Source organism: Neoaquamicrobium sediminum, assembly GCF_040970315.1.
GTDB classification, from domain to species: domain Bacteria; phylum Pseudomonadota; class Alphaproteobacteria; order Rhizobiales; family Rhizobiaceae; genus Aerobium; species Aerobium sediminum.
Window position 1 is genome coordinate 268,246 of record NZ_JAZHFV010000004.1, and the last position, 21,818, is coordinate 290,063.

General features: G+C 63.9%; 19 protein-coding genes. 14 read left to right on the top strand and 5 right to left on the bottom strand.

Annotated elements, in window-relative coordinates; translation table 11 throughout:
* Positions 1–87 precede the first annotated feature (87 nt).
* The 7 genes from V1479_RS14510 to V1479_RS14540 all read left to right on the top strand — a co-directional run bounded on the left by V1479_RS14510 (position 88) and on the right by V1479_RS14540 (position 8,046).
* Positions 88–804, top strand: a complete 717-nt coding sequence (locus tag V1479_RS14510; protein ID WP_173194586.1) for a 3-oxoacid CoA-transferase subunit A — start codon at positions 88–90, stop codon at positions 802–804.
* Positions 804–1,475 carry a 3-oxoacid CoA-transferase subunit B gene (locus tag V1479_RS14515; RefSeq protein WP_368803536.1) on the top strand — a complete coding sequence of 224 codons (672 nt, stop codon included), beginning with the start codon at positions 804–806 and terminating at the stop codon, positions 1,473–1,475. Before V1479_RS14510 ends, V1479_RS14515 begins: the two co-directional genes overlap by 1 nt.
* Position 1,476: 1 nt before the next feature.
* Positions 1,477–2,685 carry a 3-oxoadipyl-CoA thiolase gene (gene pcaF / locus V1479_RS14520; RefSeq protein ID WP_368803537.1) on the top strand — a complete coding sequence of 403 codons (1,209 nt, stop codon included), beginning with the start codon at positions 1,477–1,479 and terminating at the stop codon, positions 2,683–2,685.
* A 302-nt stretch (positions 2,686–2,987) separates the two neighbouring features.
* On the top strand, positions 2,988–4,574 hold the full coding sequence (locus V1479_RS14525) for an ABC transporter substrate-binding protein (RefSeq protein ID WP_173194584.1): 1,587 nt from the start codon (positions 2,988–2,990) through the stop codon (positions 4,572–4,574).
* A 14-nt stretch (positions 4,575–4,588) separates the two neighbouring features.
* Complete coding sequence (locus V1479_RS14530; protein ID WP_173194583.1) at positions 4,589–5,548, top strand: ABC transporter permease; 960 nt, start codon at positions 4,589–4,591, stop codon at positions 5,546–5,548.
* A 12-nt stretch (positions 5,549–5,560) separates the two neighbouring features.
* Positions 5,561–6,385, top strand: coding sequence for an ABC transporter permease (locus V1479_RS14535; RefSeq protein ID WP_368803538.1), 825 nt, complete (start codon positions 5,561–5,563; stop codon positions 6,383–6,385).
* Entirely contained in the window at positions 6,385–8,046 is a 1,662-nt protein-coding gene (locus V1479_RS14540; RefSeq protein WP_368803539.1) for an ABC transporter ATP-binding protein, read from the top strand. Before V1479_RS14535 ends, V1479_RS14540 begins: the two co-directional genes overlap by 1 nt.
* Here V1479_RS14540 and V1479_RS14545 read toward each other — a convergent pair.
* A complete protein-coding gene (locus V1479_RS14545; protein ID WP_438620531.1) occupies positions 8,043–9,020 on the bottom strand; it encodes a GlxA family transcriptional regulator in 978 nt (325 codons plus the stop codon). The two genes, V1479_RS14540 and V1479_RS14545, sit on opposite strands and share 4 nt — an antisense overlap.
* 76 nt (positions 9,021–9,096) lie before the next feature.
* On the opposite strand from V1479_RS14545, the gene bcoG reads away from it, so the two are divergent.
* The 7 genes from bcoG to V1479_RS14580 are packed head-to-tail and all read left to right on the top strand — an operon-like array spanning position 9,097 to position 16,929.
* Complete coding sequence (gene bcoG, locus V1479_RS14550) at positions 9,097–10,014, top strand: 3-dehydrocarnitine:acetyl-CoA trimethylamine transferase BcoG (RefSeq protein WP_368803541.1); 918 nt, start codon at positions 9,097–9,099, stop codon at positions 10,012–10,014.
* 28 nt (positions 10,015–10,042) lie between these two features.
* The gene (locus tag V1479_RS14555; RefSeq protein ID WP_368803542.1) at positions 10,043–11,119 is read left to right on the top strand and encodes a 3-hydroxyacyl-CoA dehydrogenase NAD-binding domain-containing protein; all 1,077 of its coding nucleotides are present in this window, start codon (positions 10,043–10,045) and stop codon (positions 11,117–11,119) included.
* Positions 11,120–11,123: 4 nt separating this feature from the next.
* The gene (locus tag V1479_RS14560; RefSeq protein ID WP_368803543.1) at positions 11,124–12,287 is read left to right on the top strand and encodes an acyl-CoA dehydrogenase family protein; all 1,164 of its coding nucleotides are present in this window, start codon (positions 11,124–11,126) and stop codon (positions 12,285–12,287) included.
* Positions 12,288–12,294: 7 nt separating this feature from the next.
* Positions 12,295–13,029: a DUF2161 domain-containing phosphodiesterase gene (locus V1479_RS14565; protein WP_368803544.1), complete on the top strand. Its 735-nt coding sequence runs from the start codon at positions 12,295–12,297 to the stop codon at positions 13,027–13,029.
* A complete protein-coding gene (locus tag V1479_RS14570; protein WP_368803545.1) occupies positions 13,026–15,200 on the top strand; it encodes an acetate--CoA ligase family protein in 2,175 nt (724 codons plus the stop codon). The genes V1479_RS14565 and V1479_RS14570 overlap by 4 nt, the downstream gene beginning before the upstream one ends.
* Positions 15,201–15,204: 4 nt before the next feature.
* The gene (locus V1479_RS14575; protein ID WP_368803546.1) at positions 15,205–15,987 is read left to right on the top strand and encodes a carnitinyl-CoA dehydratase; all 783 of its coding nucleotides are present in this window, start codon (positions 15,205–15,207) and stop codon (positions 15,985–15,987) included.
* Entirely contained in the window at positions 15,988–16,929 is a 942-nt protein-coding gene (locus V1479_RS14580; RefSeq protein ID WP_368803547.1) for an alpha/beta hydrolase, read from the top strand.
* 3 nt (positions 16,930–16,932) lie between these two features.
* Here the strand turns inward: V1479_RS14580 and V1479_RS14585 are convergent, their stop codons facing one another.
* The 4 genes from V1479_RS14585 to puuE all read right to left on the bottom strand — a co-directional run bounded on the left by V1479_RS14585 (position 16,933) and on the right by puuE (position 21,762).
* Positions 16,933–18,927 (bottom strand): CocE/NonD family hydrolase, encoded by a 1,995-nt coding sequence (locus V1479_RS14585; protein ID WP_368803548.1) that lies wholly within the window; start codon positions 18,925–18,927, stop codon positions 16,933–16,935.
* 67 nt (positions 18,928–18,994) lie between these two features.
* Complete coding sequence (locus V1479_RS14590) at positions 18,995–19,492, bottom strand: ureidoglycolate lyase (protein ID WP_368803550.1); 498 nt, start codon at positions 19,490–19,492, stop codon at positions 18,995–18,997.
* Entirely contained in the window at positions 19,489–20,316 is an 828-nt protein-coding gene (locus tag V1479_RS14595) for a bifunctional allantoicase/(S)-ureidoglycine aminohydrolase (RefSeq protein ID WP_368803551.1), read from the bottom strand. Before V1479_RS14595 ends, V1479_RS14590 begins: the two co-directional genes overlap by 4 nt.
* Positions 20,317–20,328: 12 nt before the next feature.
* The gene (puuE, locus tag V1479_RS14600) at positions 20,329–21,762 is read right to left on the bottom strand and encodes an allantoinase PuuE (RefSeq protein WP_368803552.1); all 1,434 of its coding nucleotides are present in this window, start codon (positions 21,760–21,762) and stop codon (positions 20,329–20,331) included.
* Positions 21,763–21,818 lie beyond the last annotated feature (56 nt).

The following is a 21,818-nucleotide window of genomic DNA, read 5'->3' on the forward strand; positions in this document are numbered from 1 at the left end:
TGGAGGCAGGCGGTGCTTCCGGGATCTGGCGGGAACCTTGGTGACCGTATCCAGGGGAGCGGCGCCCGACGAAGGGCAGGATCAGGTATGAACAAGATTAGTCCGAGCATCGACGATGCTCTGGCCGGGATAGAAGACGGCATGGCCGTCATGATCGGCGGCTTCGGCGGTGCCGGCGCGCCGATCGAACTCATTCACGCGCTGGTGGATATCTACAAGAAGACCGGCTCGCCGGGCTCGCTCACCGTGATCAACAACAATGCGGGTAACGGCGCTGTCGGCATCGCGGCGATGATTTATGCCGGCATGGTAGCCAAGATGGTCTGTTCGTTTCCGCGCTCGTCCGATCCCAAGGCCTTCACGGACAAATATCTGGCCGGAGAGATCGGGCTCGAACTGGTGCCGCAGGGCACGCTGGCGGAGCGCATTCGCGCGGGTGGTGCCGGCATTCCCGCCTTCTACACGCCGTCGAGCTTCGGCACCGACGTCGCCGAAGGCAAGCCGGTGGCCGAATTCGAAGGGCGCAGCTATGTCCAAGAACGCTGGCTGAAAGCCGACGTGGCCCTCATCAAGGCGGAACTGGCCGACCGCAAGGGCAACCTGACCTACCGCAAGGCCGCGCGCAATTTCTCTCCGCTGATGGCGATGGCGGCGAAGACGACGATCGTGCAGGCAAGCCGCATCGTCGAGCCGGGCGAAATTGACCCCGAGCACATCGTCACACCGGGAATTTTCGTTAACCGCGTTGTCGAGGTGGCAAATCCCCAACAGGAAGAGGCCATGCTGCGCGAGGGAGCGAACTGATGACGACAAAGCTTTCCAACGCCCAGATCGCATGGAGGGCGGCGCAGGACCTGCCCGACGGCGCCTATGTCAATCTCGGCATCGGCTTTCCGGAGATGATCGCCAAGTTCAAGCCAAAGGGGCGCGAGGTCATCTATCACACCGAAAACGGCGTGCTCGATTTTGGCGAAGCGCCTCCGGCCGGTCAGGAAGACTGGGACCTCATCAATGCCGGCAAGAAGGCGATTACGCTCAACGACGGCGCATCGTTCTTCCACCACGCCGACTCGTTTGCGATGGTGCGCGGCGGCCATCTCGATGTGGCCGTGCTTGGCGCCTACGAGATTTCCGAGAACGGCGACCTCGCCAACTGGAGCACGGGACCCGGCTCGGTACCAGCCGTGGGCGGCGCGATGGACCTCGTCCACGGCGCCAAGCAGGTGTGGGTCGTCACCGACCATGTGACCAAGAAGGGCGCGCCCAAGCTGCTCAAGAAATGCCGCCTGCCGCTGACCGGTGTTGCCTGCGTGACGACGGTCTATACCAGCCTTGCCGTCGTAGACATCAGGAATGGCCGCTTCGTATTGCGCGAAAAGCTGCCAGGCATGAGCCTCGATGAACTTCAGGCCTTGACCGAGGCGGACCTGTCGGTCGAAGGCACTGTCAAAGATCTTGTCGTTCCGGAGGTGTGAGATGAGCGAAGCCTATATCTGCGATTATGTGCGTACTCCGATCGGCCGTTTCGGCGGGTCGCTTTCGTCGGTGCGCACCGACGATCTCGGCGCGGTGCCTCTCCGTGCGCTGATGGAGCGCAATGCCGGCATCGACTGGGAAGCCGTCGACGACGTGATCTATGGCTGCGCCAATCAGGCCGGCGAGGACAATCGCAACGTTGCAAGGATGGCGCTGCTGCTAGCGGGCCTGCCTCAAGCTGTGCCCGGCTCGACGGTCAACCGGCTTTGCGGATCCGGCATGGACGCGCTGACGATCTGCGCTCGTGCCATCAAAGCGGGCGAGGCGGAACTGATGATCGCCGGTGGCGTAGAATCGATGAGCCGCGCGCCCTTTGTCATGCCCAAGGCGGACACGGCATTTTCGCGCAACGCCGAAATCTACGACACCACGATCGGCTGGCGCTTCGTCAATCCGCTGATGAAGAAACAGTATGGCGTCGATTCCATGCCCGAGACGGGCGAGAACGTCGCCGAACAGTTTGGTGTCTCGCGGGCGGATCAGGACGCATTCGCCGTGCGCAGCCAGGAAAAGGCGGTGGCCGCGCAGGCCAACGGCCGGCTCGCGAAGGAGATCGTGCCTGTGACGATCCCGCAGCGCAAAGGTGACCCGGTGGTGGTGGATAAGGATGAGCATCCGCGTGCCGGCACCACGGTGGAGGCGCTGGCCAAGCTTGGGACGCCTTTCAAGAAAGAGGGCGGCACGGTGACGGCCGGCAATGCATCGGGCGTCAATGACGGGGCAGCGGCGCTGATCGTCGCCTCCGAGGCCGCCATTCGTAAGTATGGGCTTACGCCGATTGCGCGCGTGCTGGGGGGCGCGACCGCCGGTGTGGAGCCTCGCATCATGGGTATCGGCCCGGCGCCGGCGACCAAGAAGCTGTGCGCCCGCCTCGGCATCAAGCCGTCCGGTTTCGACGTGATCGAACTCAACGAAGCCTTCGCCTCCCAAGGCATAGCCGTGCTGCGCGACCTCGGTATTTCCGAGGACGCGCAGCACGTGAATCCGAACGGCGGGGCGATTGCGCTGGGCCATCCGCTCGGCATGTCGGGCGCGCGCATATCGGGTACGGCTGCGCTCGAGCTCGTAGAGCGCGGCGGGAAACTTGCGCTGGCAACGATGTGCATCGGTGTCGGACAGGGCATTGCCGTAGCTCTGGAAAAAGCCTGATAAACGAGCAGTTTAGCCGCTGAATTTGTTGGGGTCGTCGCGTTTCGCGGCGGCCCTTTTCATATCTTTTGGTGCCTTGCGGTTGACCCCGGCAACCAATCCGCGCGATCCAACAGCCCGGTATCGATTCGGTTGATGCCCACACATCATTGTGACAGTCATGGCGCAACAATTGCGCCAAGTAATGTCGCAGATTGTCTTGTCGGATGTCGTGACTTGCCCTCATTATGGCGAAAGCTGGGCACGAGCAGTGATGCCCGGATATCAGAACGACACCCCCAGAGGAGCGAGGACCATAATACATGTCAAATGAACTCGACTATTTGAGCCGCAGGGTTGCCGCCGGCAAGCTGAGCCGTCGTGACTTCCTCGGGCGTGCTGCCGCACTGGGCGTGAGCTCCGCCTTCGCCGGCTCGCTGCTTTCCAGCGCCGCGCATGCGCAGGAGCCGGTTCGTGGCGGTGTGCTCAAGGCGGGCATGCAGGGTGGCGAATCCACCAACAGCCTCGATCCCGCGTCCTGGCAGAGCCAGGTGCCCTACAAGTTCGGCCGCCAGTGGGGCGAGCAGATGGTGCAGCTATCGCCCGACGGCACCGTCGAGCCCTGCATCGCCGAGGAATGGGGGGCGTCCGATGACGCGAAGCAGTGGACCTTCAAGATCAGGCAGGGGGTCGAGTTCCACAACGGCAAGACGGTTACCGCGGAAGACGTCGTCGCCACGCTCGAGCGGCATTCCAACGAGGACTCGCAGTCCGGCGCGCTCGGCATCATGCGCGGCATCGAGGACGTCCGCGCGAGCGGCAACGAGGTCATCATCACGCTCAAGGAAGGCAATGCCGACCTTCCGTACATGCTTGACGACTACCATCTGATGATCCAGCCGAACGGCGGCAAGGACAATCCGACAGAAGGCGTCGGCACGGGTCCCTACAAGGTGGCCGTGAACGAGCCGGGCGTGCGCCATGTCGGCGAGAAGTTCGCCAACTACTGGCGCGAGGATCGCGGTTTTGCGGATCAGATCGAGATTATCGTCATCAACGATGCCACGGCCCGCACCTCGGCGCTTCAGGGCGGCCAGGTGCACATGATCAACCGCGTCGAGCCGCGCATCGTCAGCATGATCAGCCGGGTGCCCGGCGTGGAAATCCGCAACGTGGCGGGCAAGGGGCACTACGTGTTCATCGCCCACTGCAACACCGCGCCGTTCGACAACAATGACCTGCGGCTGGCGCTGAAATACGCCATCAACCGCGAGGAGATGGTCGAGAAGATTCTGCATGGCTACGGCTCGATCGGTAACGACACGCCGATCAACTCGTCCTATCCGCTGTTCTCCGACGATATCGAGCAGCGCACCTACGATCCGGACAAGGCGAAGTTCCACTTCGAGAAGTCGGGTCACGAGGGTCCCGTCCTGCTGCGGACCTCGGACGTCGCGTTCCCGGGCGCAGTCGACGCGGCGCAGCTCTACCAGCAGAGCGCTGCGGCCGCCGGCATCACCATCGACATCCGCCGCGAGCCGGGTGACGGCTACTGGTCCGAAGTTTGGAACGTCCAGCCGTTCTCGGCATCCTACTGGGGCGGCCGGCCGACGCAGGACCAGATGTTCACGACCGCCTATCTGTCGACCGCCGACTGGAACGACACCCGCTTCTTCCGCGACGATTTCGACAAGATGCTGTTCACGGCGCGCTCGGAACTCGACGAAGCCAAGCGCAAGGCGATCTACCGCGACATGAACGTCATGCTCAATGCAGAGGGCGGCGTGATCGTGCCGATGTTCAACGACTTCATTGACGCGACGTCCGAAAAGGTCGGCGGCTGGGTCAATGACGGCAACCAGGAAATGATGGGTGGTTATGCACTTTCCAAGTGCTGGCTGATGGCCTGACCGGGGGCAGGCACATGGGGTCACCCATTCTCAAACTCATTGCCCAGCGCATCGCGCTGGGCATCCTTCTCCTCTTGGCAGTTTCCGTCCTGATCTTTGCCGGAACGCAGATCCTGCCGGGCGATGTGGCGCAGGCCATTCTCGGCCAGTCAGCCACGCCGGAAGCGCTCGCCAACCTGCGCGAAGAGCTCGGGCTGAACCAGCCGGCAATCGTGCGCTATTTCCAGTGGCTGGGTGGTGTGGTGACCGGCGACTTCGGTACGGCCATGACCAGTCGCCAGGATATCGCCACGGCGATCGGTGGACGGCTGTGGAACACGCTGTTCCTTGCCTTCTGGGCTGCGGCCGTTTCGGTGCCGCTGGCCATCATTCTCGGCCTGCTCGCGGTGCGGTATCGCAACGGGCCTGTCGACAAGGCGATCTCCGGCTTTGCGCTGGCTTCGACCTCGCTGCCGGAATTCTTCGTCGGCTACCTGCTGGTCTTCTTCTTCGCGGTGAAGCTGCAGTGGTTTCCTGGCATTTCGACCGTCTATGATGGCATGCCCTTCCTGGAAAGGATGAAAGCAATCGCGCTTCCGGCAACCGCGCTTACCCTCGTCGTTCTCGCGCACATGATGCGCATGACGCGTGCGGCGATCCTCAACGTCATGCAGTCGGCCTATATCGAAACGGCGGAACTGAAGGGGCTGTCGCAGCTCGACATCATTCGTCGCCACGCATTCCCGAACGCGATCGCGCCGATTGTGAACGTGGTGATGCTCAATCTGGCGTTTCTCGTCGTCGGCGTCGTCGTGATCGAAGTGATCTTCGTCTATCCGGGCATGGGTCAATATCTGGTCGATCACGTCACCAAGCGCGACGTGCCGGTGGTTCAGGCCGTCGGGCTGATCTTCGCGGCCGTCTATATCGGGCTCAACATCATCGCCGACATCGCGGCCATCGTGGCCAATCCGCGCCTGCGGCATCCGAAGTGAGCGGGGGCGGACATGTTTGATCTCAAAAATATCACGCCGAGCGCATGGGTCGGCCTCATAGTCACCGGCCTCTTCGTCTTCTCGGCGATTTTCGCGCCGTGGATCGCGCCTTACGGCAAGGCGCAGATCGTCGGCGGCGTGTGGGAGCCGATGTCGTCGCAATACTGGCTCGGCACCGACAATCTCGGTCGCGACCTGCTTTCGCGGATGATCTACGGCGCGCGCACCACGGTGTTCATTGCGGCCATGGCGACAGCGCTGTCGTTTTCGCTGGGTGCCATCCTCGGTTTTGCGGCGGCAGTGACAGGCGGCTGGTTCGATACGATCATGTCGCGTCTGGTGGATCTTCTGATGGCGATCCCCACGCTGATCTTCGGTCTCGTCGTGCTTTCGGTGCTGCCGTCGACGGTTCTGACACTGATCCTCGTCATGGGCATTCTCGACTCTACACGCGTCTACCGCCTGTCGCGCGCCGTTGCCGTCGACATCAACGTGATGGACTACGTCGAGGCAGCGAAGCTGCGCGGCGAGGGCATGGGCTGGATCATCTTCCGGGAGATCCTGCCGAATGCGCTCTCGCCGCTGGTCTCCGAACTCGGCTTGCGCTTCATCTACGCGGTGCTGTTCCTGTCGGCGTTGTCCTTCCTCGGTCTCGGCGTTCAGCCGCCGGAAGCCGACTGGGGCGGCATGGTGAAGGAAAACAAGGAGGGCATCGTGTTCGGCATTCCCGCCGCGCTGATCCCGGCGGCTGCGATCGCCGCGCTCGCCATCTCCGTCAACCTCGTCGCCGACTGGGTGCTCAACCGCACGACGAGCCTCAAGGGAGGCCGTGGATAATGGCCAAGGCAGCGGTGAAGAAACAGCACGACGGCAAGCTTCTCGAAATTCGCGATCTGAAGATCGAGGCGACCGTCTATCCGCCCGGCGAGGATCCCAAGGACGTGACCATCGTGCACGGCGTCTCCCTGACGCTGGAGCGTGGCAAGGTACTGGGGCTGATCGGCGAGTCCGGTGCTGGCAAGTCGACCATCGGGCTGTCGTCCATGGCCTATGGCCGCGGCGGCGTGCGGATCACGGGTGGCGAGGTCGTGCTCAATGGGCGCGACATCCTCAAGGCCGGCAAAGGCGGCATCCGCAAGATACGCGGGCGCGAGGTCTGCTATGTGGCGCAGTCCGCCGCAGCCGCGTTCAATCCGGCGCACAAGCTGATGGACCAGGTGGTCGAGGCGACCGTGGAACATGGGACGGCGACGCGGGCGGAGGCCGAGAAGCGCGCCCGTGCGCTGTTCCGGAAGCTCAGCCTGCCCGACCCGGACAATATCGGCAATCGCTATCCGCACCAGGTTTCCGGCGGCCAGCTCCAGCGCGTGATGACCGCCATGGCGCTGTGTTCGGAACCCGATCTCATCGTCTTCGACGAACCGACGACCGCGCTTGACGTGACGACGCAGATCGACGTTCTGGCAGCGATCAAGGACGCGATCCGCGATACCGGCGTGGCGGCGCTCTATATCACGCACGATCTTGCCGTGGTTGCGCAGGTCGCCGACCAGATCATGGTGCTGCGCCACGGCAAGCTGGTCGAATGGGGCGATACGCGCCAGATCATCAAGGAGCCGCGGCAGGAATATACCAACAAGCTGGTGTCGGTGCACGAGATCGAACATCAGGAGAAGACGCCGAGCGCCAGCCCGGTACTTTCGGTGCAGAACGTGACGGCGAGCTATGGCGGCGGGATGGACGTTCTCAAGAACGTTTCGGTCGACATCCACCCCGGCCAGACGCTGGCGGTGGTCGGCGAGTCCGGCTCCGGCAAGTCGACGCTGGCGCGTGCCATCACCGGGCTGCTGCCTCCGAAGAACGGGTCGATCACGTTCAACGGGCGCACGCTTTCCAACGCGCTGCGCGAGCGCACCCGCGACGACCTGCGCGAACTCCAGATGATCTACCAGATGGCGGACGTGGCGATGAACCCGCGCCAGACCGTGGCGACGATCATCGGCAGGCCACTGGAATTCTACTTCAACATGCGGGGCAGGGAGCGAGACGCGGCGGTGGCCGAACTGCTCGACAAGATCGAGATGGGCAAGGGGTTCGCCGACCGCTATCCGGCCGAACTGTCGGGCGGGCAGAAGCAGCGTGTCTGCATCGCCCGCGCGCTCGCCGCCAAGCCGAAGCTGATCATCTGCGACGAGGTGACCAGCGCGCTCGACCCGCTGGTGGCGCACGGCATCTTGCGGCTGTTGCTCGACCTGCAGGCCGAGGAGGACGTCGCGTACCTGTTCATCACTCACGATCTGGCGACGGTGAAGTCGATCGCCGATTCCATCGCGGTGATGTATCGCGGTGAGGTCGTGCGCTACGGCTCGAAGAGCGAGGTGCTGGCACCGCCGTTCGACGATTATACCGACCTCCTGCTCTCCTCGGTGCCCGAGATGGAAATCGGCTGGCTGGAGAAGGCGATCGGCGGCCGGCGTATGGCGAGCGCGGGCAACTAGCCTGCGCGCATGCGACTCGGTGCCTTGCCGAAGGCTGCCGAAAACGCGCGGCTGAATGCGGCCGCGCTCGAGAAGCCGGTTCGCGCGGCAATGTCGGTCATGGGCTCGGATGTATCGAGCACGAGGCGCCGGGCCGCGTTGAGGCGCAGCCGCAGATAGTAGGCGCCAGGCGTCTCGCCGACAGCGGTTGCGAAAACCTTCTCCAGCGTTCGCGCTGTGACGCCTGCGCGCCTAGCTATGGCTGCCACGGTCAACGGACGCTCGACATGGGCCTCCATCAGCCGTATCGCCTGCGCCAGCCGCGGATCGTAGCCGTCTAGGCGGCCCAGCGAAACCAGCGGCTGCGCGTCGGTCGCAGCGCGGGCCTGATCGTAGATGAAGACGCTTGCCACATCGAGCGCCACCGCCATGCCGAGGCGCGTGCGGATGAGATGCAGCATCAGGTCGAAAACGGGCGAGGCGCCGCCGGCGGTGAAGACGGGACCGTCGATGACGTAGCGGTCGGGCCGCACATCGCATTCGGGAAAAGCGACCGCGAAATCTTCCAGGTCTTCCCAATGCGTGGTGGCGGCGCGACCCTGCAGCAGGCCGGCGCGACCGAGCAGCCATGTGCCTGCCTCAACCCCGCCGATTGCACGCGCGGCGCCTGCGGCGCGTCGGAGGGCGGCCACGAGCGTGGAGCTGGCCTGAAAGCGGGCACCGAAACCCCCGATGACCACGATAACATCAGAATTGGCGGCAGGGTCTAAACGGCCTTCGACGGCGACCGGCAAGCCGGCGGTGGTGACCGGCGCTCCGCCATCGGCCGAGACGATCGACCAGTCGAACAGCCTCGCGCCCGCGATGCGGTTGGCTGCGCGAAGCGGGTCGATGGCGGATGCGAGGCACATGATCGACGAACCCGTAAAGATCAGGAACGTCAGTTTCAGCGGGCGCGTGTCCGGTTGAAAGATCGTTTGCGGTTCGTTTTTCATCAATCTTACTTCGTAAATTGTGAAGCGGTTCGATGCAAGTCGGGCATTCTGTGGAGAAACGAAAAGGGAGGCTCAAATGCCGCTGGCAATGAACCGCGACGTCTTCATTACCTGCGCCGTGACCGGCTCGGGTGGCACGCAGGACCGCAGTCCGCATGTGCCGCGATCGCCGAAGCAGATTGCCGATGCTGCAATCGATGCCGCGAAGGCGGGTGCCGCAATCGTGCACTGCCACGTACGCGATCCCGAGACCGGCGCTCCGCGGCGCGACATCGCGCTCTACCGCGAGGTGACGGAGCGCATCCGGGACGCCGAGGTCGATGTCGTTCTCAACCTCACCGCCGGCATGGGTGGCGACATGGTTTTCGGCTCGACAGAGCAGCCGCTGCCGCTAAAGCCGGGCGGTACAGACATGGCCGGCGCTTCGGAGCGCGTGGAACATGTGCGCCAGTGCCTGCCTGAAATCTGCACGCTTGATTGCGGCACGATGAACTTCGCCGAAGCGGACTATGTGATGACGAACACGCCCGGCATGCTGCGCGCCATGGGCGGCATGATGACGGAGATGGGCGTCAAGCCAGAGATCGAGGCGTTCGACACGGGCCACCTCTGGTTCGCCAAGCAGCTTGTCGAGGAAGGCGTGCTCGAGCCCGATGCGCTGGTGCAGCTTTGCATGGGTGTGCCGTGGGGCGCGCCGGACGACCTCAACACCTTCATGGCTATGGTGAACAACGTTCCGAAGGAATGGACCTTCTCGGCATTTGCGCTCGGCCGTCACCAGATGGCCTATGTAGCCGCCGCCGTGCTGGCCGGCGGCAATGTGCGCGTGGGGCTTGAGGACAATCTCTGGCTCGACAAGGGCGTGCTTGCGACCAATGCGCAGCTTGTAGAGCGTGCCGTGACCATCGTCGAGACTATGGGCGCACGGGTGATCGGACCTCAGGAAGTGCGGGAGAAGCTGAACCTCACCAAGCGGGCGCCGGTTGCCGCCTGATGGTTCGTTGGATGCTCGGAGCGATGAAATGACCATCAACAAGGCAGCATGTATCGGCGGCGGTGTGATCGGCGCGGGCTGGGTGGCCCGGCTGGCGCTCAATGGCATCGACGTCGCCATCTACGATCCCGATCCGGAAGCCGACCGCAAAGTGGGCGAGGTGTTGAAAGGCGCGCGCCGGGCTTACAGGAAGATGCTGCCCGACGGGCTTCCGAAGGAAGGCAGGATCACCTACGCCAAGACGATCGCGGAGGCGGTCGCCGATGCCGATCTGGTGCAGGAAAGCGTGCCGGAGCGGCTGGAGCTGAAACACAGGGTGCTGGCCGAAATCGACGCGCATGCGCCGTCATCGGCGATTGTCGGGTCGTCCACCTCGGGCATCAAGCCGACCGATATGGCGGTTGCGATGAAGCAGCACCCCGAGCGGCTGGTCGTAGCGCACCCGTTCAATCCGGTCTATCTGCTGCCGCTGGTCGAGATTGTCGGCGGCGAGCAGACCTGGCCGGAGGCCATCGAGCTCGCGCGCGAACACTATGCCGGGATCGGCATGAAGCCGGTGGTCATCCGCAAGGAGATCGAGGCCTTTGTTGGCGACCGGCTGCTGGAGGCGATGTGGCGCGAGGCGCTCTGGCTCATCAAGGACGGCATCTGCACCGTCGAGGAGCTGGACGACATCATGCGTTATTCGTTCGGGCTCCGCTGGGCGCAGATGGGCATGTTCCAGGTCTATCGCATCGCCGGCGGCGAGGCCGGCATGCGCCACTTCATGGCACAGTTCGGACCGTGCCTCTCCTGGCCGTGGACGAAGCTGATGGATGTGCCGGAATTCAACGACGAGTTGGTCGACCTGATTGCAACTCAGTCGGACGATCAGTCAGACCACTGGTCGATCCGCGAGCTCGAAAAGATTCGCGATGATAATCTAGTCGCGATCATGGAAGCGCTCGGCAAGCAGAACAAGGGCAAGGGCTGGGGCGCCGGCGAACTGCACAACGACTATACGAAGAAGCTGTCGAAGCTGGCGCGCAAGCCGAAGGCTTCGAAGGCGGCCGAGAAGGCCCGGGCCACGAAGCCCAAAAAGGCCGACAAGGCGAAGAAGAAGTGAAGCCATGAATTTCGACCTCACCGAGGAACAACGCGCGATCGTCGAGACGACGCGCGCCTTCGTGGAAAACGAGCTCTATCCGCATGAAGCCGAGGTTGAGCGCACCGGCGTGCTGCGGCGCGATCTGATCGAGGAGATCAAGGAAAAGGCCATTGCTGCCGGCCTCTACGCCGCGAACATGCCTGAGGAGGTCGGCGGTGCCGGGCTCGACACGCTGACATGGCTGCTCTACGAGAAGGAGCTGGGCCGGGCCAACTATGCGCTGCACTGGACCTGCGTGGCGCGGCCGTCGAACATCCTGCTCGCCGGCACGCCCGAGCAGCGGGAAAAATACCTCTATCCATGCTTGCGCGGCGAGACCTGGGACTGTCTCGCCATGACGGAGCCCGGCGCGGGTTCCGACCTGCGGGGCATGAAGGCCACGGCCCGGCAGGATGGCGACGACTGGGTGCTCAACGGCACCAAGCATTTCATCTCCCATGCCGACATCGCCGGCTTTGCCATCGTGTTCATGGCGACCGGCGAGGAAGACACGCCTCGCGGCAAGCGCAAGAAGATCACGGCGTTCTTCGTCGACAAGGGCACGCCCGGCTTCACCGTGCGGGACGGCTACCGCAACGTCTCGCATCGCGGCTATACCAATGCGGTGCTTGAGTTCGATGACTGCCGGCTGCCCGCGACCCAGGTGCTCGGTGAGGTGCACAAGGGTTTCGAGGTCGCGAATTCATGGCTTGGCGCAACGCGATTGCAGGTGGCGGCGACCTGTCTCGGCCGCGCCGAGCGTGCGCTTGGTCACGCCATCGACTATGCAGCGCAGCGCCAGCAATTCGGCCAGCAGATCGGCAAGTTCCAGGGCGTCTCCTTCAAGCTCGCCGACATGGCGATGGAGCTGAAGGCGGCGAACCTGCTGACCTTCGAGGCAGGCTGGAAATACGATGCAGGTACCGTGACCGATCAGGACATGGCCATGGCCAAGCTGAAGGCCACGGAGATGCTGGCATTCGTCGCCGACGAGGCGATTCAGATTCATGGCGGCATGGGCCTTATGGACGAGCTGCCACTGGAGCGCATCTGGCGCGATGCGCGTGTTGAACGTATCTGGGAAGGTACGAGCGAAATCCAGCGGCACATCATTTCGCGGGCGCTGCTGCGCGAAGCGGGAGGATAAAGACGGAATGGCCCGAGGCGGCATCAGGGAGAGCGACCTTTATCTGCCCGTCAAGCGCCTGCTCGAAGGGCAGGGCTATACGGTGAAGGGGGAGGTCGGAGCCGCCGATGTGGTCGCCATGCGCGACGGTGAGGAACCGGTCGTCGTCGAGCTCAAGGCGGGATTCTCCCTTTCGCTGTTCCATCAGGCGATTGAGCGGCAGGCGATTACGGATGTCGTCTATATCGCCGTACCGCGCGGGTCCGGACGCCCGTTTCTGAAGGCGTTAGCGGATAACCGGAAACTGTGCCGCCGGCTGGGGCTGGGCCTTATCACCGTGCGTCTGCAGGATGAGTTCGTCGAGGTCCATTGCGATCCCGAACCTTACAGGCCGCGCCAGTCGAAACCACGCAAGGCGCGCCTGCTGCGGGAGTTCGCGCGGCTCGTTGGTGACCCCAACACCGGCGGTATGACACGTCGCAATCTCGTGACCGCCTACCGGCAGGAGGCGCTGTTGTGCCTCGCGTTGCTCGATCGCCTGGGGCCGACGAAGGCGGCGTTAGTCGCGCAGGTGACGGGCATCGTCCATGCGCGACGGCTGATGGCGGATAATCACTACGGATGGTTCGAGCGCGTCCAGACCGGGATCTATGCACTGAGCCCGAACGGAACCACCGCGCTGGACGCCTATGCGGTGGAGATCGAGCGCCTTTCCTCGAAATTGCCGGAAGCCGGACAATCGGAGGCGAAAGGGGCGGCATGACAGGGACTGGAAGACGAGACCTGTCGCGTCTTCTGCGGCCGCGTTCGATCGCAGTGGTCGGCGGCGGCTTCTTTGGCACCAATGTCGTGCGCGAGTGCCGAAAGATGGACTTTGCCGGCGCGATATGGCCGGTCCATCCTTTCAAGGACGAGGTTGGCGGCATCGCAGCCTATCGATCGATTGCCGATCTGCCGGACGCCCCCGATGCGGCCTTCATCGGCGTCAATCGCTTTCTGACGGTGGAGGTGGTGGGGGAACTCGCCAGCCGCGGCGCTGGCGGTGCGGTCTGCTTCGCGTCGGGCTTCAAGGAATCGGCGAACGACGCCGATGGCGCGCGGCTACATGTCGAGCTTCTGGATGCAGCCGGCGCCATGCCGGTGATCGGGCCCAATTGCTACGGGCTCATCAACTACGTCGACGGTGCGCCCTTGTGGCCGGACCAGCATGGCGGGTACCGGCTCGAAGAAGGCGAGCGTGGCGTCGCGATCATCACCCAGTCTTCCAACATCGCCATCAACATGACGATGCAGCGGCGCGGGCTGCCCATCGCCTATCTGATGACGGCGGGAAACCAGGCGCAGACCGGCCTGTCCGAAATTGCACTGGGCCTCATCGAGGACGACAGGGTTTCGGCGCTCGGCCTTCACATCGAAGGCTTCGATTCAGTTGCCGGTTTCGAGGAACTCGCGGCCCGAGCGCGCGAACTCAGCAAGCCCATCGTGGCGATGAAGGTGGGCCGGTCGGAACAGGCAAGGGCGGCGACGGTGTCACACACGGCATCTCTTGCGGGGTCGGATGCCGCGTCCGAGGCCTTTCTGAAACGGCTCGGGGTCGCGCGGGTCGACACGATCCCGTCCTTCCTGGAAACACTGAAACTTCTGCATGCGGCAGGTCCGCTTGCCGGTCCCCGCCTCTCGTCCATGAGTTGCTCGGGCGGCGAAGCCTCGGTCATGGCAGATGCCGCACATGGCCGTGCCATCTCGTTTCCGCCGTTGTCGGCTGCGCATAAAGATGCAGTCGGCTCCACGCTGGGGCCGCTGGTGGCGATCGCCAATCCGCTCGACTATCACACCTTCATCTGGAACGACGAACCCGCGATGTCGGCGGCATTCACCGCTTTCGTGGCCGGTGGATTCGATCTCAACATGCTGGTTCTCGACTTTCCGCGCGGCGACCGCTGCTCGGACACGGACTGGTGGCCGACGGTCAACGCATTCGAGGCGGCGCTGAAGGCCAACGGCGCAACGGGCGCCATCGTTGCCTCGTTGCCGGAAAACCTGCCGGAAGACTACTGCGCAGGGCTGCTCGCGCGCGGCATCGTTCCGCTTTGTGGCATCGCCGAAGCGCTGGACGCGGCGGAGGCTGCCGCGTTCATCGGGGAGGCATGGCGGCGGCCTGCGCCTTCGCCTGTTGGGGGTGGGCGATTGCACATCGACATACCTGCGCCCGCGACCACGCAGGCCATTTGTCATACTCACCGGGCGAGGGTTGGCAGTGTTGAACCGAAGGTTGCGTCGTCTCAGTTGGTAACGCCTGCCGGATCACAGCCAGACGAAGCCGCTGCCAAGGCGATGCTTGCCGCGCGAGGACTGCCGGTGCCGGCAGGGCGGGTGGCCACGATGGTGCAGGATGCCGCCGCGGCCGCCGAAGAAATAGGCTATCCGGTTGCGGTGAAGGCTCTAGGGCTTGCGCACAAGAGCGAACATGGCGCGGTGCGGCTCAACCTGAACGACTCCGGCTCGGTGCAGACGGTTGCAGCCGATCTGCTCCGTCATTCAGGCCAGGTCTATGTCGAGCGTATGATTGCCGGCGGTGTCGGCGAGCTGATCGTCGGCGTAACGCGTGACCCGCTTTTCGGTCCGGTGATGACCGTGGGTACTGGCGGATTGTTGGTGGAGTTGCTGAAGGATTCGGTGACGCTGCTGCTGCCGGCCTCGCGCTTGGAGATCGAGCAGGCGCTGCGCGGCCTGAAACTTTTCCCGTTGCTCGACGGCTATCGCGGGCGGCCGAAGGCGGATTTGGGCGCGGCCGTGGATGCGATCGTCGGGATCGCTGCATTCGTGATCGACAATGCTGCGAATATCGAGGAACTGGAAATCAACCCGCTGATCGTATGCGTCGAGGGTGAAGGCGCGTGGATCGCCGACGCTTTGCTGGTGACAAGGGAGTAGATCAATGAGCGATGTGGTGAAGACCCGCCGGGACGGCGCGATCCTTGAGGTTACGCTGGATCGGCCCAAGGCGAACGCGATCGATCTGGCCACCAGCCGGTTGATGGGCGAGACCTTCAAGGCTTTTCGCGATGATCCCGCGCTGCGTGTCGCGATCGTCAAGACCGCTGGCGACAAGTTCTTCTCGGCGGGATGGGACCTCAAGGCCGCGGCATCAGGCGATGCGGTGGACGGCGACTACGGCGTGGGTGGGTTCGGCGGCCTGCAGGAACTGCGCGACCTCAACAAGCCGGTGATCGCCTGCGTGCACGGTATGGCTGTCGGCGGCGGCTTCGAATTGGCCCTGGGGTGCGACCTGATCTACGCGTCGGAAACGTCGTCCTTTGCCCTTCCCGAAATCCGCGCCGGCACGCTTGCGGACGCGGCTACCGTGAAGCTGCCAAAGCGCATTCCCTATCACGTGGCCATGGACCTGTTGCTGACCGGGCGGTGGATGGATGTGCTCGAAGCGCATCGATGGGGGCTGGTCAACGAGGTCCATCCGGCCGACCAGCTTGAGGAACGCGTTTGGGATGTGGCGCGGCTGCTTGCTTCCGGTCCGCCGCTGGTGTTTGCCTCGATCAAGGAGGTGGCGAGGGCCGCCGAGGCGCTGACGTTCCAGGATGCCATGAACCGCATCACCAAGCGCCAGTTCCGCACTGTCGACGAACTCTACGATTCGGAGGACGGAATGGAAGGTTTCCGCGCCTTCGCGGAAAAGCGCGAACCCGTCTGGAAGGGAAGGTAAGTGGCTGCCTACGACAAGCTGATAGATGCGGAAACGCGCGCGTTCATCGAACGAACGAACAGCTTCTATCCGCCGGATACGATCGACTACGGCATTGCAGAACAGCGCGCCATCTACGACCGGATGTGCAGGGCGTTCTTCACCGGCTATCCCGACGGCGTCAGCGCCGAGACCACGGGCATCGAGGCTGAAGGGCGCACGATTCCGGTGCGGATCTACAATCGGAGCGAGCCGGACGATGCGGCGGTCGTGCTCTACTTCCACGGCGGCGGCTTCATCCTCGGTGGACTGGAGAGCCATGACGACGTTTGCGCCGAGTTGTGCGAACGAACAGGCTATTCCGTGGTGTCGGTCGACTATCGTCTATCGCCGGAATATGTGCATCCGGCAGCATTCGAGGACGCGGTGGCGGCGTTCGGGTGGGTGTCGGCAAGGTTCGACCGGCCCGTCGTGCTGGCTGGTGATTCCGCCGGCGGCAATCTTGCAGCCGCCGTGGCCCATGCAAGCAGGCGAGGCCCGAGCCGGCCTGTCGGTCAGGTGCTGATCTATCCGGGGCTTGGCGGCGACCCGACGCAAGGGTCCTATGTCGGCCATGCCGACGCGCCGATGCTGAGTGCGCGCGACGTCGCCTTCTATTCCAGGAAAAGGGCGGCGGGACGGGACGTCTCGGCCGATCCCAGTTTCGCGCCTTTGGCCGATAGCGATTTTTCCGATCTGCCACCGACGGTCTCCATCACCGCGCAATGCGATCCGCTGTCTTCCGATGGCGAGAGCTATCGCGATCGTATCCTTGCGGCGGGTGGCAAGGCGGCCTGGTCGGAAGAGGCCGGCCTGGTTCATGGCTACCTGCGGGCGCGCCACAGCGTCACGCGCGCGAAGGAGAGCTTTGGCCGCATCGTCGAGGCAGTGAGGGCGCTCGGCAAAGGCGAGTGGCCTTACTGAGTTTCAGACGAGATTTCGCGGAATGGTTTCGTCGAAATCACGTTCGAAAACCAGCTTGTCCACCTCATAAGCCTCGATGCGTGCTGTCAGCCGGAAGGTCTCGGCTGTCGACGTCATGGTGGTGAAGGTTTCGGTTCGGACCGACCAGTCGTCGCGCGCATAGGTCTGCGTCCAGTGCGTCTTGCCATGTGCCGAAAGTGGATCGTCCGGTCGAATGGTCCAACGTTCGCGAGCGACCTCGCCGTGCATCAAGCCGTGGTCGAGGTCGCGGGCTTCGCCGAAATCGTCGTGGATGACGAGGCTGACGGCGCTGGTGTCCGGATCGCGCTCGATGGTTCGGCTGTTTGACGATTTTCGCAGTGTCTCGATGCGCCAGGGGGAGGCGCCTTCGGGTTTCTCGAAAGTCCATTCCGGCTCGCTGCCCGACTGACGGGTCGGGAGCTCGAGCGTTGCATCGTGCAGCGTCAATGTGACGGGTTCCGGCGCTGGCCAGACGAGCGGCCAGTAGGCCGACGACACGGCCACCCGAAGCGTGTGCCCGGCCGGTACGCGGTAGGCGATGTCGTCGAGCTTCAGGGCGACAGTCATCTCCTCGCCGGGCACGACGGGCTCGGGAAACTCGTGCCCATTGCGGTGGGTGAGGTTGAGCACGCCATAGGTCATGCGCGTCGAGGCTCCGTCGGGATGCACGTCGCAAAGCCTGACCGCGACCATCGCCGCTCGCCGGTCTGCGGAAAGCCTCAGCGTGACGACGGGTGTTCCGACGATCTCCGTATCTTCGGTGATCTTTGCGTCCAGGCAGAAGGATTTCGCGTCGTCCTCGCGCTGGTCGCCCGGCAGTTCCGGACCAAGCCAGATGGCGCAATATTCGCCGCCTGAAAGGCCGGTATCCTGTGGCGAGGCGATGGCGGTGGGGAGCGGGGCTTGTGGGTGCAGTTCGACACCGGCACGGAACGACCGTTTGTCCAATGACGCGGACGGCCAGGTCTGTTCCGCAATCCAGCGGCCAGGCCTTTCCTCGTACCAATCGCGCGGCGGCACGGAGTCCATCATGTAAAGCCGCATGGCAGGATCGTTCTCGACGCCCGTGTGGATGTTCTTCAGCCAGCGATCCCACCAGCGCAGCGCTTCCTGCAGGAAGCCGATCGCGGGCGCCGGGACCGCGAAATGCGGATATTTGTGGATCCACGGACCGACGATGCCTTTCGCGGGCGCATTGCGAATGCCGGAAACCAGTCGCGAGACGGCATTCTTGTAGGCGTCACCCCAGCCGCCGACCGCCAGTGTCGCGGCGCGGATCGCGGAGAAATCCTCGCAGACCGATCCGCGTTTCCAGTAGGCGTCGCGGGTCTGATGTCTGAGCCAGATCGCAGACAGGAAGGGTTCGTTCTCCAGCCGGTCGAGCCACATCGCGCGCCAGCGGTCGCCGACAAGCGCGGGGTCCGGCGGGCGTGACGAGTAGGAGAGCATGGTCGCGCCCCAGCCCATGTTCTCGTTGAGGAGCAGGCCCCCCTTGTAGTGGATATCGTCGGCGTAGCGGTCGTCGGTCGAGCACAGTGTGATGATCGCCTTCAGCGCGGGCGGCTGTTTTGCCGCCACCTGCAGTGCGTTGAAGCCGCCCCATGAGATGCCCATCATGCCGACATTGCCATTGCACCAGGGCTGTGCGGCGGCCCATGCGATCACGTCGCAGGCGTCCTGAAGCTCCTGCTCGGTATATTCGTCCGCCATCAGGCCTTCGGAATCGCCGTTGCCGCGCATGTCGACGCGGATACAAGCATAGCCGTGGCCGGCCAAATAGGGATGCGTGAGGCTGTCGCGCGCGGTCGTGCCGTCGCGCTTGCGATAGGGCAGGTGCTCGAGGATGACCGGCACGGGATCGTCCTCGGCATCCTCCGGCATCCAGACGCGCGCCGACAGGCGGCAGCCATCCGGCATGACGATGCCGAGATCGGGTTGCTCGACGACGTTGCGTGGGAAGGTGGTGACGGTTTTCATGCAGGCATGACGCACGGAAACGAACAGAAGTTCAATGCTTCAGCACGCCAGGACAAAGTCGTCCACGTCATTCCGCGAGACGGATCTCCCACGGCTCGTCGAAAAAGTGCTCATCGAGATTGGTGCCATCACCGCCTCGGTCGACCACCAGGAAATCCTGGCTTTCGCCGATCGGTGTCAGAATGCCGTGCCACAGGTTGCGGGGATAGTTCACGCCCTGTCCTGGCCGGGTGACGAAGGCCTGCGGCTCGGCCGGTCCTTCGGGACCGTCGTGGCAGACGACGACCAGAAACGGGGCAGGCGACAAAGGCATGAAGGCTTGGCTGCCGAAGGGGTGGCGTTCGACCATCGTCAGTTTCAGCGGAAACTCGTAGGGCTGGCCGCGAAAGATCGAGAGCTGGACGCTGGCGTTGGGGCCTTCTGCCTGGGCTCGGGCAAGCCCGTGATAGCGTTCGCACTTGCCGTTGTTGATGGGGAAGTGGTTGTCCCAGTCGGTGTCGAGCACGTCGCCGAATTCGGCGAAGGCGTCGCGCGTGAGGGGGCGGGCGGTGACGATGCGGCTCATCGGAATGCCAGTTTCGCGTGTCGGTTGACGTCCTTGTAGAGCAGGTAGCGGAACTTGCCCGGACCGCCAGCATAACACGCCTGCGGGCAGAAGGCGCGCAGCCACATATAGTCGCCCGCCTCGACCTCGACCCAGTCCTGATTGAGCTTGTAGACGGCCTTGCCCTCCAGCACGTACAGGCCATGCTCCATCACATGCGTTTCCTCGAACGGGATGAGCCCGCCGGGTTCGAAGGTGACGATGGTGACGTGCATGTCGTGACGCAGGTCCGACGGGTCGACGAAACGGGTCGTCGCCCAGGTTCCGTTTGTGTCCGGCATCGGCGCTGGCGCGATGTCGCTCTCGTTGAGAAACAGCGGATCGGGCACGTCGAGACCGTCGACGAAGTCGTAGGCCTTCCTTATCCAGTGGAAGCGGGCGGTCTCGCTGCCTTCATTCCTCAGGGTCCAGCCGCTGGCGGGCGGCAGATAGGCATAGCCACCGGGCGTGAGGACGTGCGTCTGCCCGTCCAGCATCACCGTGATTTCTCCCTCAGCGACAAACAGAACGCCTTCGGCGTCAGCCTCCGGTTCGGGGCGATCGCTGCCGCCGCCGGGCGCGACCTCCATGATGTATTGCGAGAACGTCTCGGCGAAGCCAGACAGCGGGCGAGACAATATCCAGACGCGCGTTTCGTCCCAGAAAGGCAGGCAGCTTGTGACGATGTCGCTCATCACGCCTTTTGGGATGACGGCATAGGCATCGGTGAAGACCGCGCGGCCGGTGTGCAGTTGCGTTTGCGGGGGCAAGCCCCCATGCGGCGCGTAATAGGTGCGGCCTGTCATCTGGCGTTGTCCTCAGGCGGGCAGGAGATCGTCGAGCCGCAGGCGAGCGATGCGCTCGACCTGACGGCACGCTGTCGCGAATTCTGTCTCGCGGTCGTTTTCGATGCGGGTGCGGAAGGCGTCCAGGATTGTCGCCTTGGTGTTGTCCTTAACGGCGATGATGAAGGGAAAGCCGAATTTCTGCGTATAGGCCGTGTTGAGATGCGTGAAGGTCTCGCGCTCCGCATCGGTCAGCGCATCGAGCCCGGCAGAGGCCTGCTCGGCTGAGGATTCCGCCGTCAGGCGTCGGGCCTGGGCGAGCTTTCCGGCAAGGTCCGGGTGAGCGGTCAGCACGGCCAGCCGCTCGTTCTCGCTTGCGGAGCGGAACACGCGCGCCAGCGCGTTATGCAGGCCGCCGGCCGAATCGTGCGCCGGCCCGAGCTCCAGCTCGTAGGCTCGTTCGGCGATCCAGGGCGAGTGCTCGAAGATGCCGCCGAAGCGCTGCACGAACTCGTCTCGGCCCATGCGGCTGGGCCGAAATGCCTGCGGCGCGTATGGATGATGCGCGCGCCAGTGGGCGGCGATCTCGCCGCGTGTCGGCAGCCAGACCTTGTCGTGGTTTTTGACGTAGTCGATGAAGCGCTTGAGGGCTGCTGCGCGGCCGGGGCGTCCGACGAGCCGGCAATGCAGGCCTATACTCATCATGCCGCCGCCCCCGCTGCCGCCTTCCTCATAGAGCGTATCGAAGGCGTCTTTCAAATACGCATAGAACTGGTCGCCCGAGTTGAACCCTTGTGCGGTGGCGAAGCGCATGTCGTTGGCGTCGAGCGTGTACGGGATGACGAGCTGCGGGGGGATGGCATTGCCGTGGCCGTCATGGTCGAGCCAGTAGGGCAGGTCATCGTCATAGGTGTCGGAAATCCAGTCGAAGCCGCCTTCGGCAGCGGCCAGCCGCACCGAATTGACCGACGTGCGGCCGAGATACAGGCCGCGTGGACGCTCGCCGACCACTTCCGTGTGCAGCCGGATCGCTTCCTCCAGATCGGCCCGCTCGGCGGCCTCGTCATGGTCGCGGTAGTCGATCCAGCGCAGGCCATGGCTGGCGATTTCCCAGCCGGCTTCCTGCATGGCGGCGACCTGATCGGGCGAGCGCGCCAGCGCTGTCGCTACCCCGTATACTGTGACCGGCACCTCTGCCTGCGTGAACATGCGATGGAGCCGCCAGAAGCCGGCGCGCGCGCCGTATTCGTAGATCGATTCCATATTCCAATGGCGTTTGCCCGGCCATGGCGCGGCACCGACGACCTCGGACAGGAACGCCTCGGATGCGGCGTCGCCATGGAGGATGCAGTTTTCGCCGCCTTCCTCGTAGTTGACGACGAACTGAACCGCGACATGCGCGCCGCCGGGCCATCGGGGGTCGGGTGCGTTGCGCCCGTATCCGCGCATGTCTCTGGGATAACGCATTCGGTCTCTGCCTTCCGTTTCTGCCGAGGATAATTGAAAAAGGGGATGCTATTCCC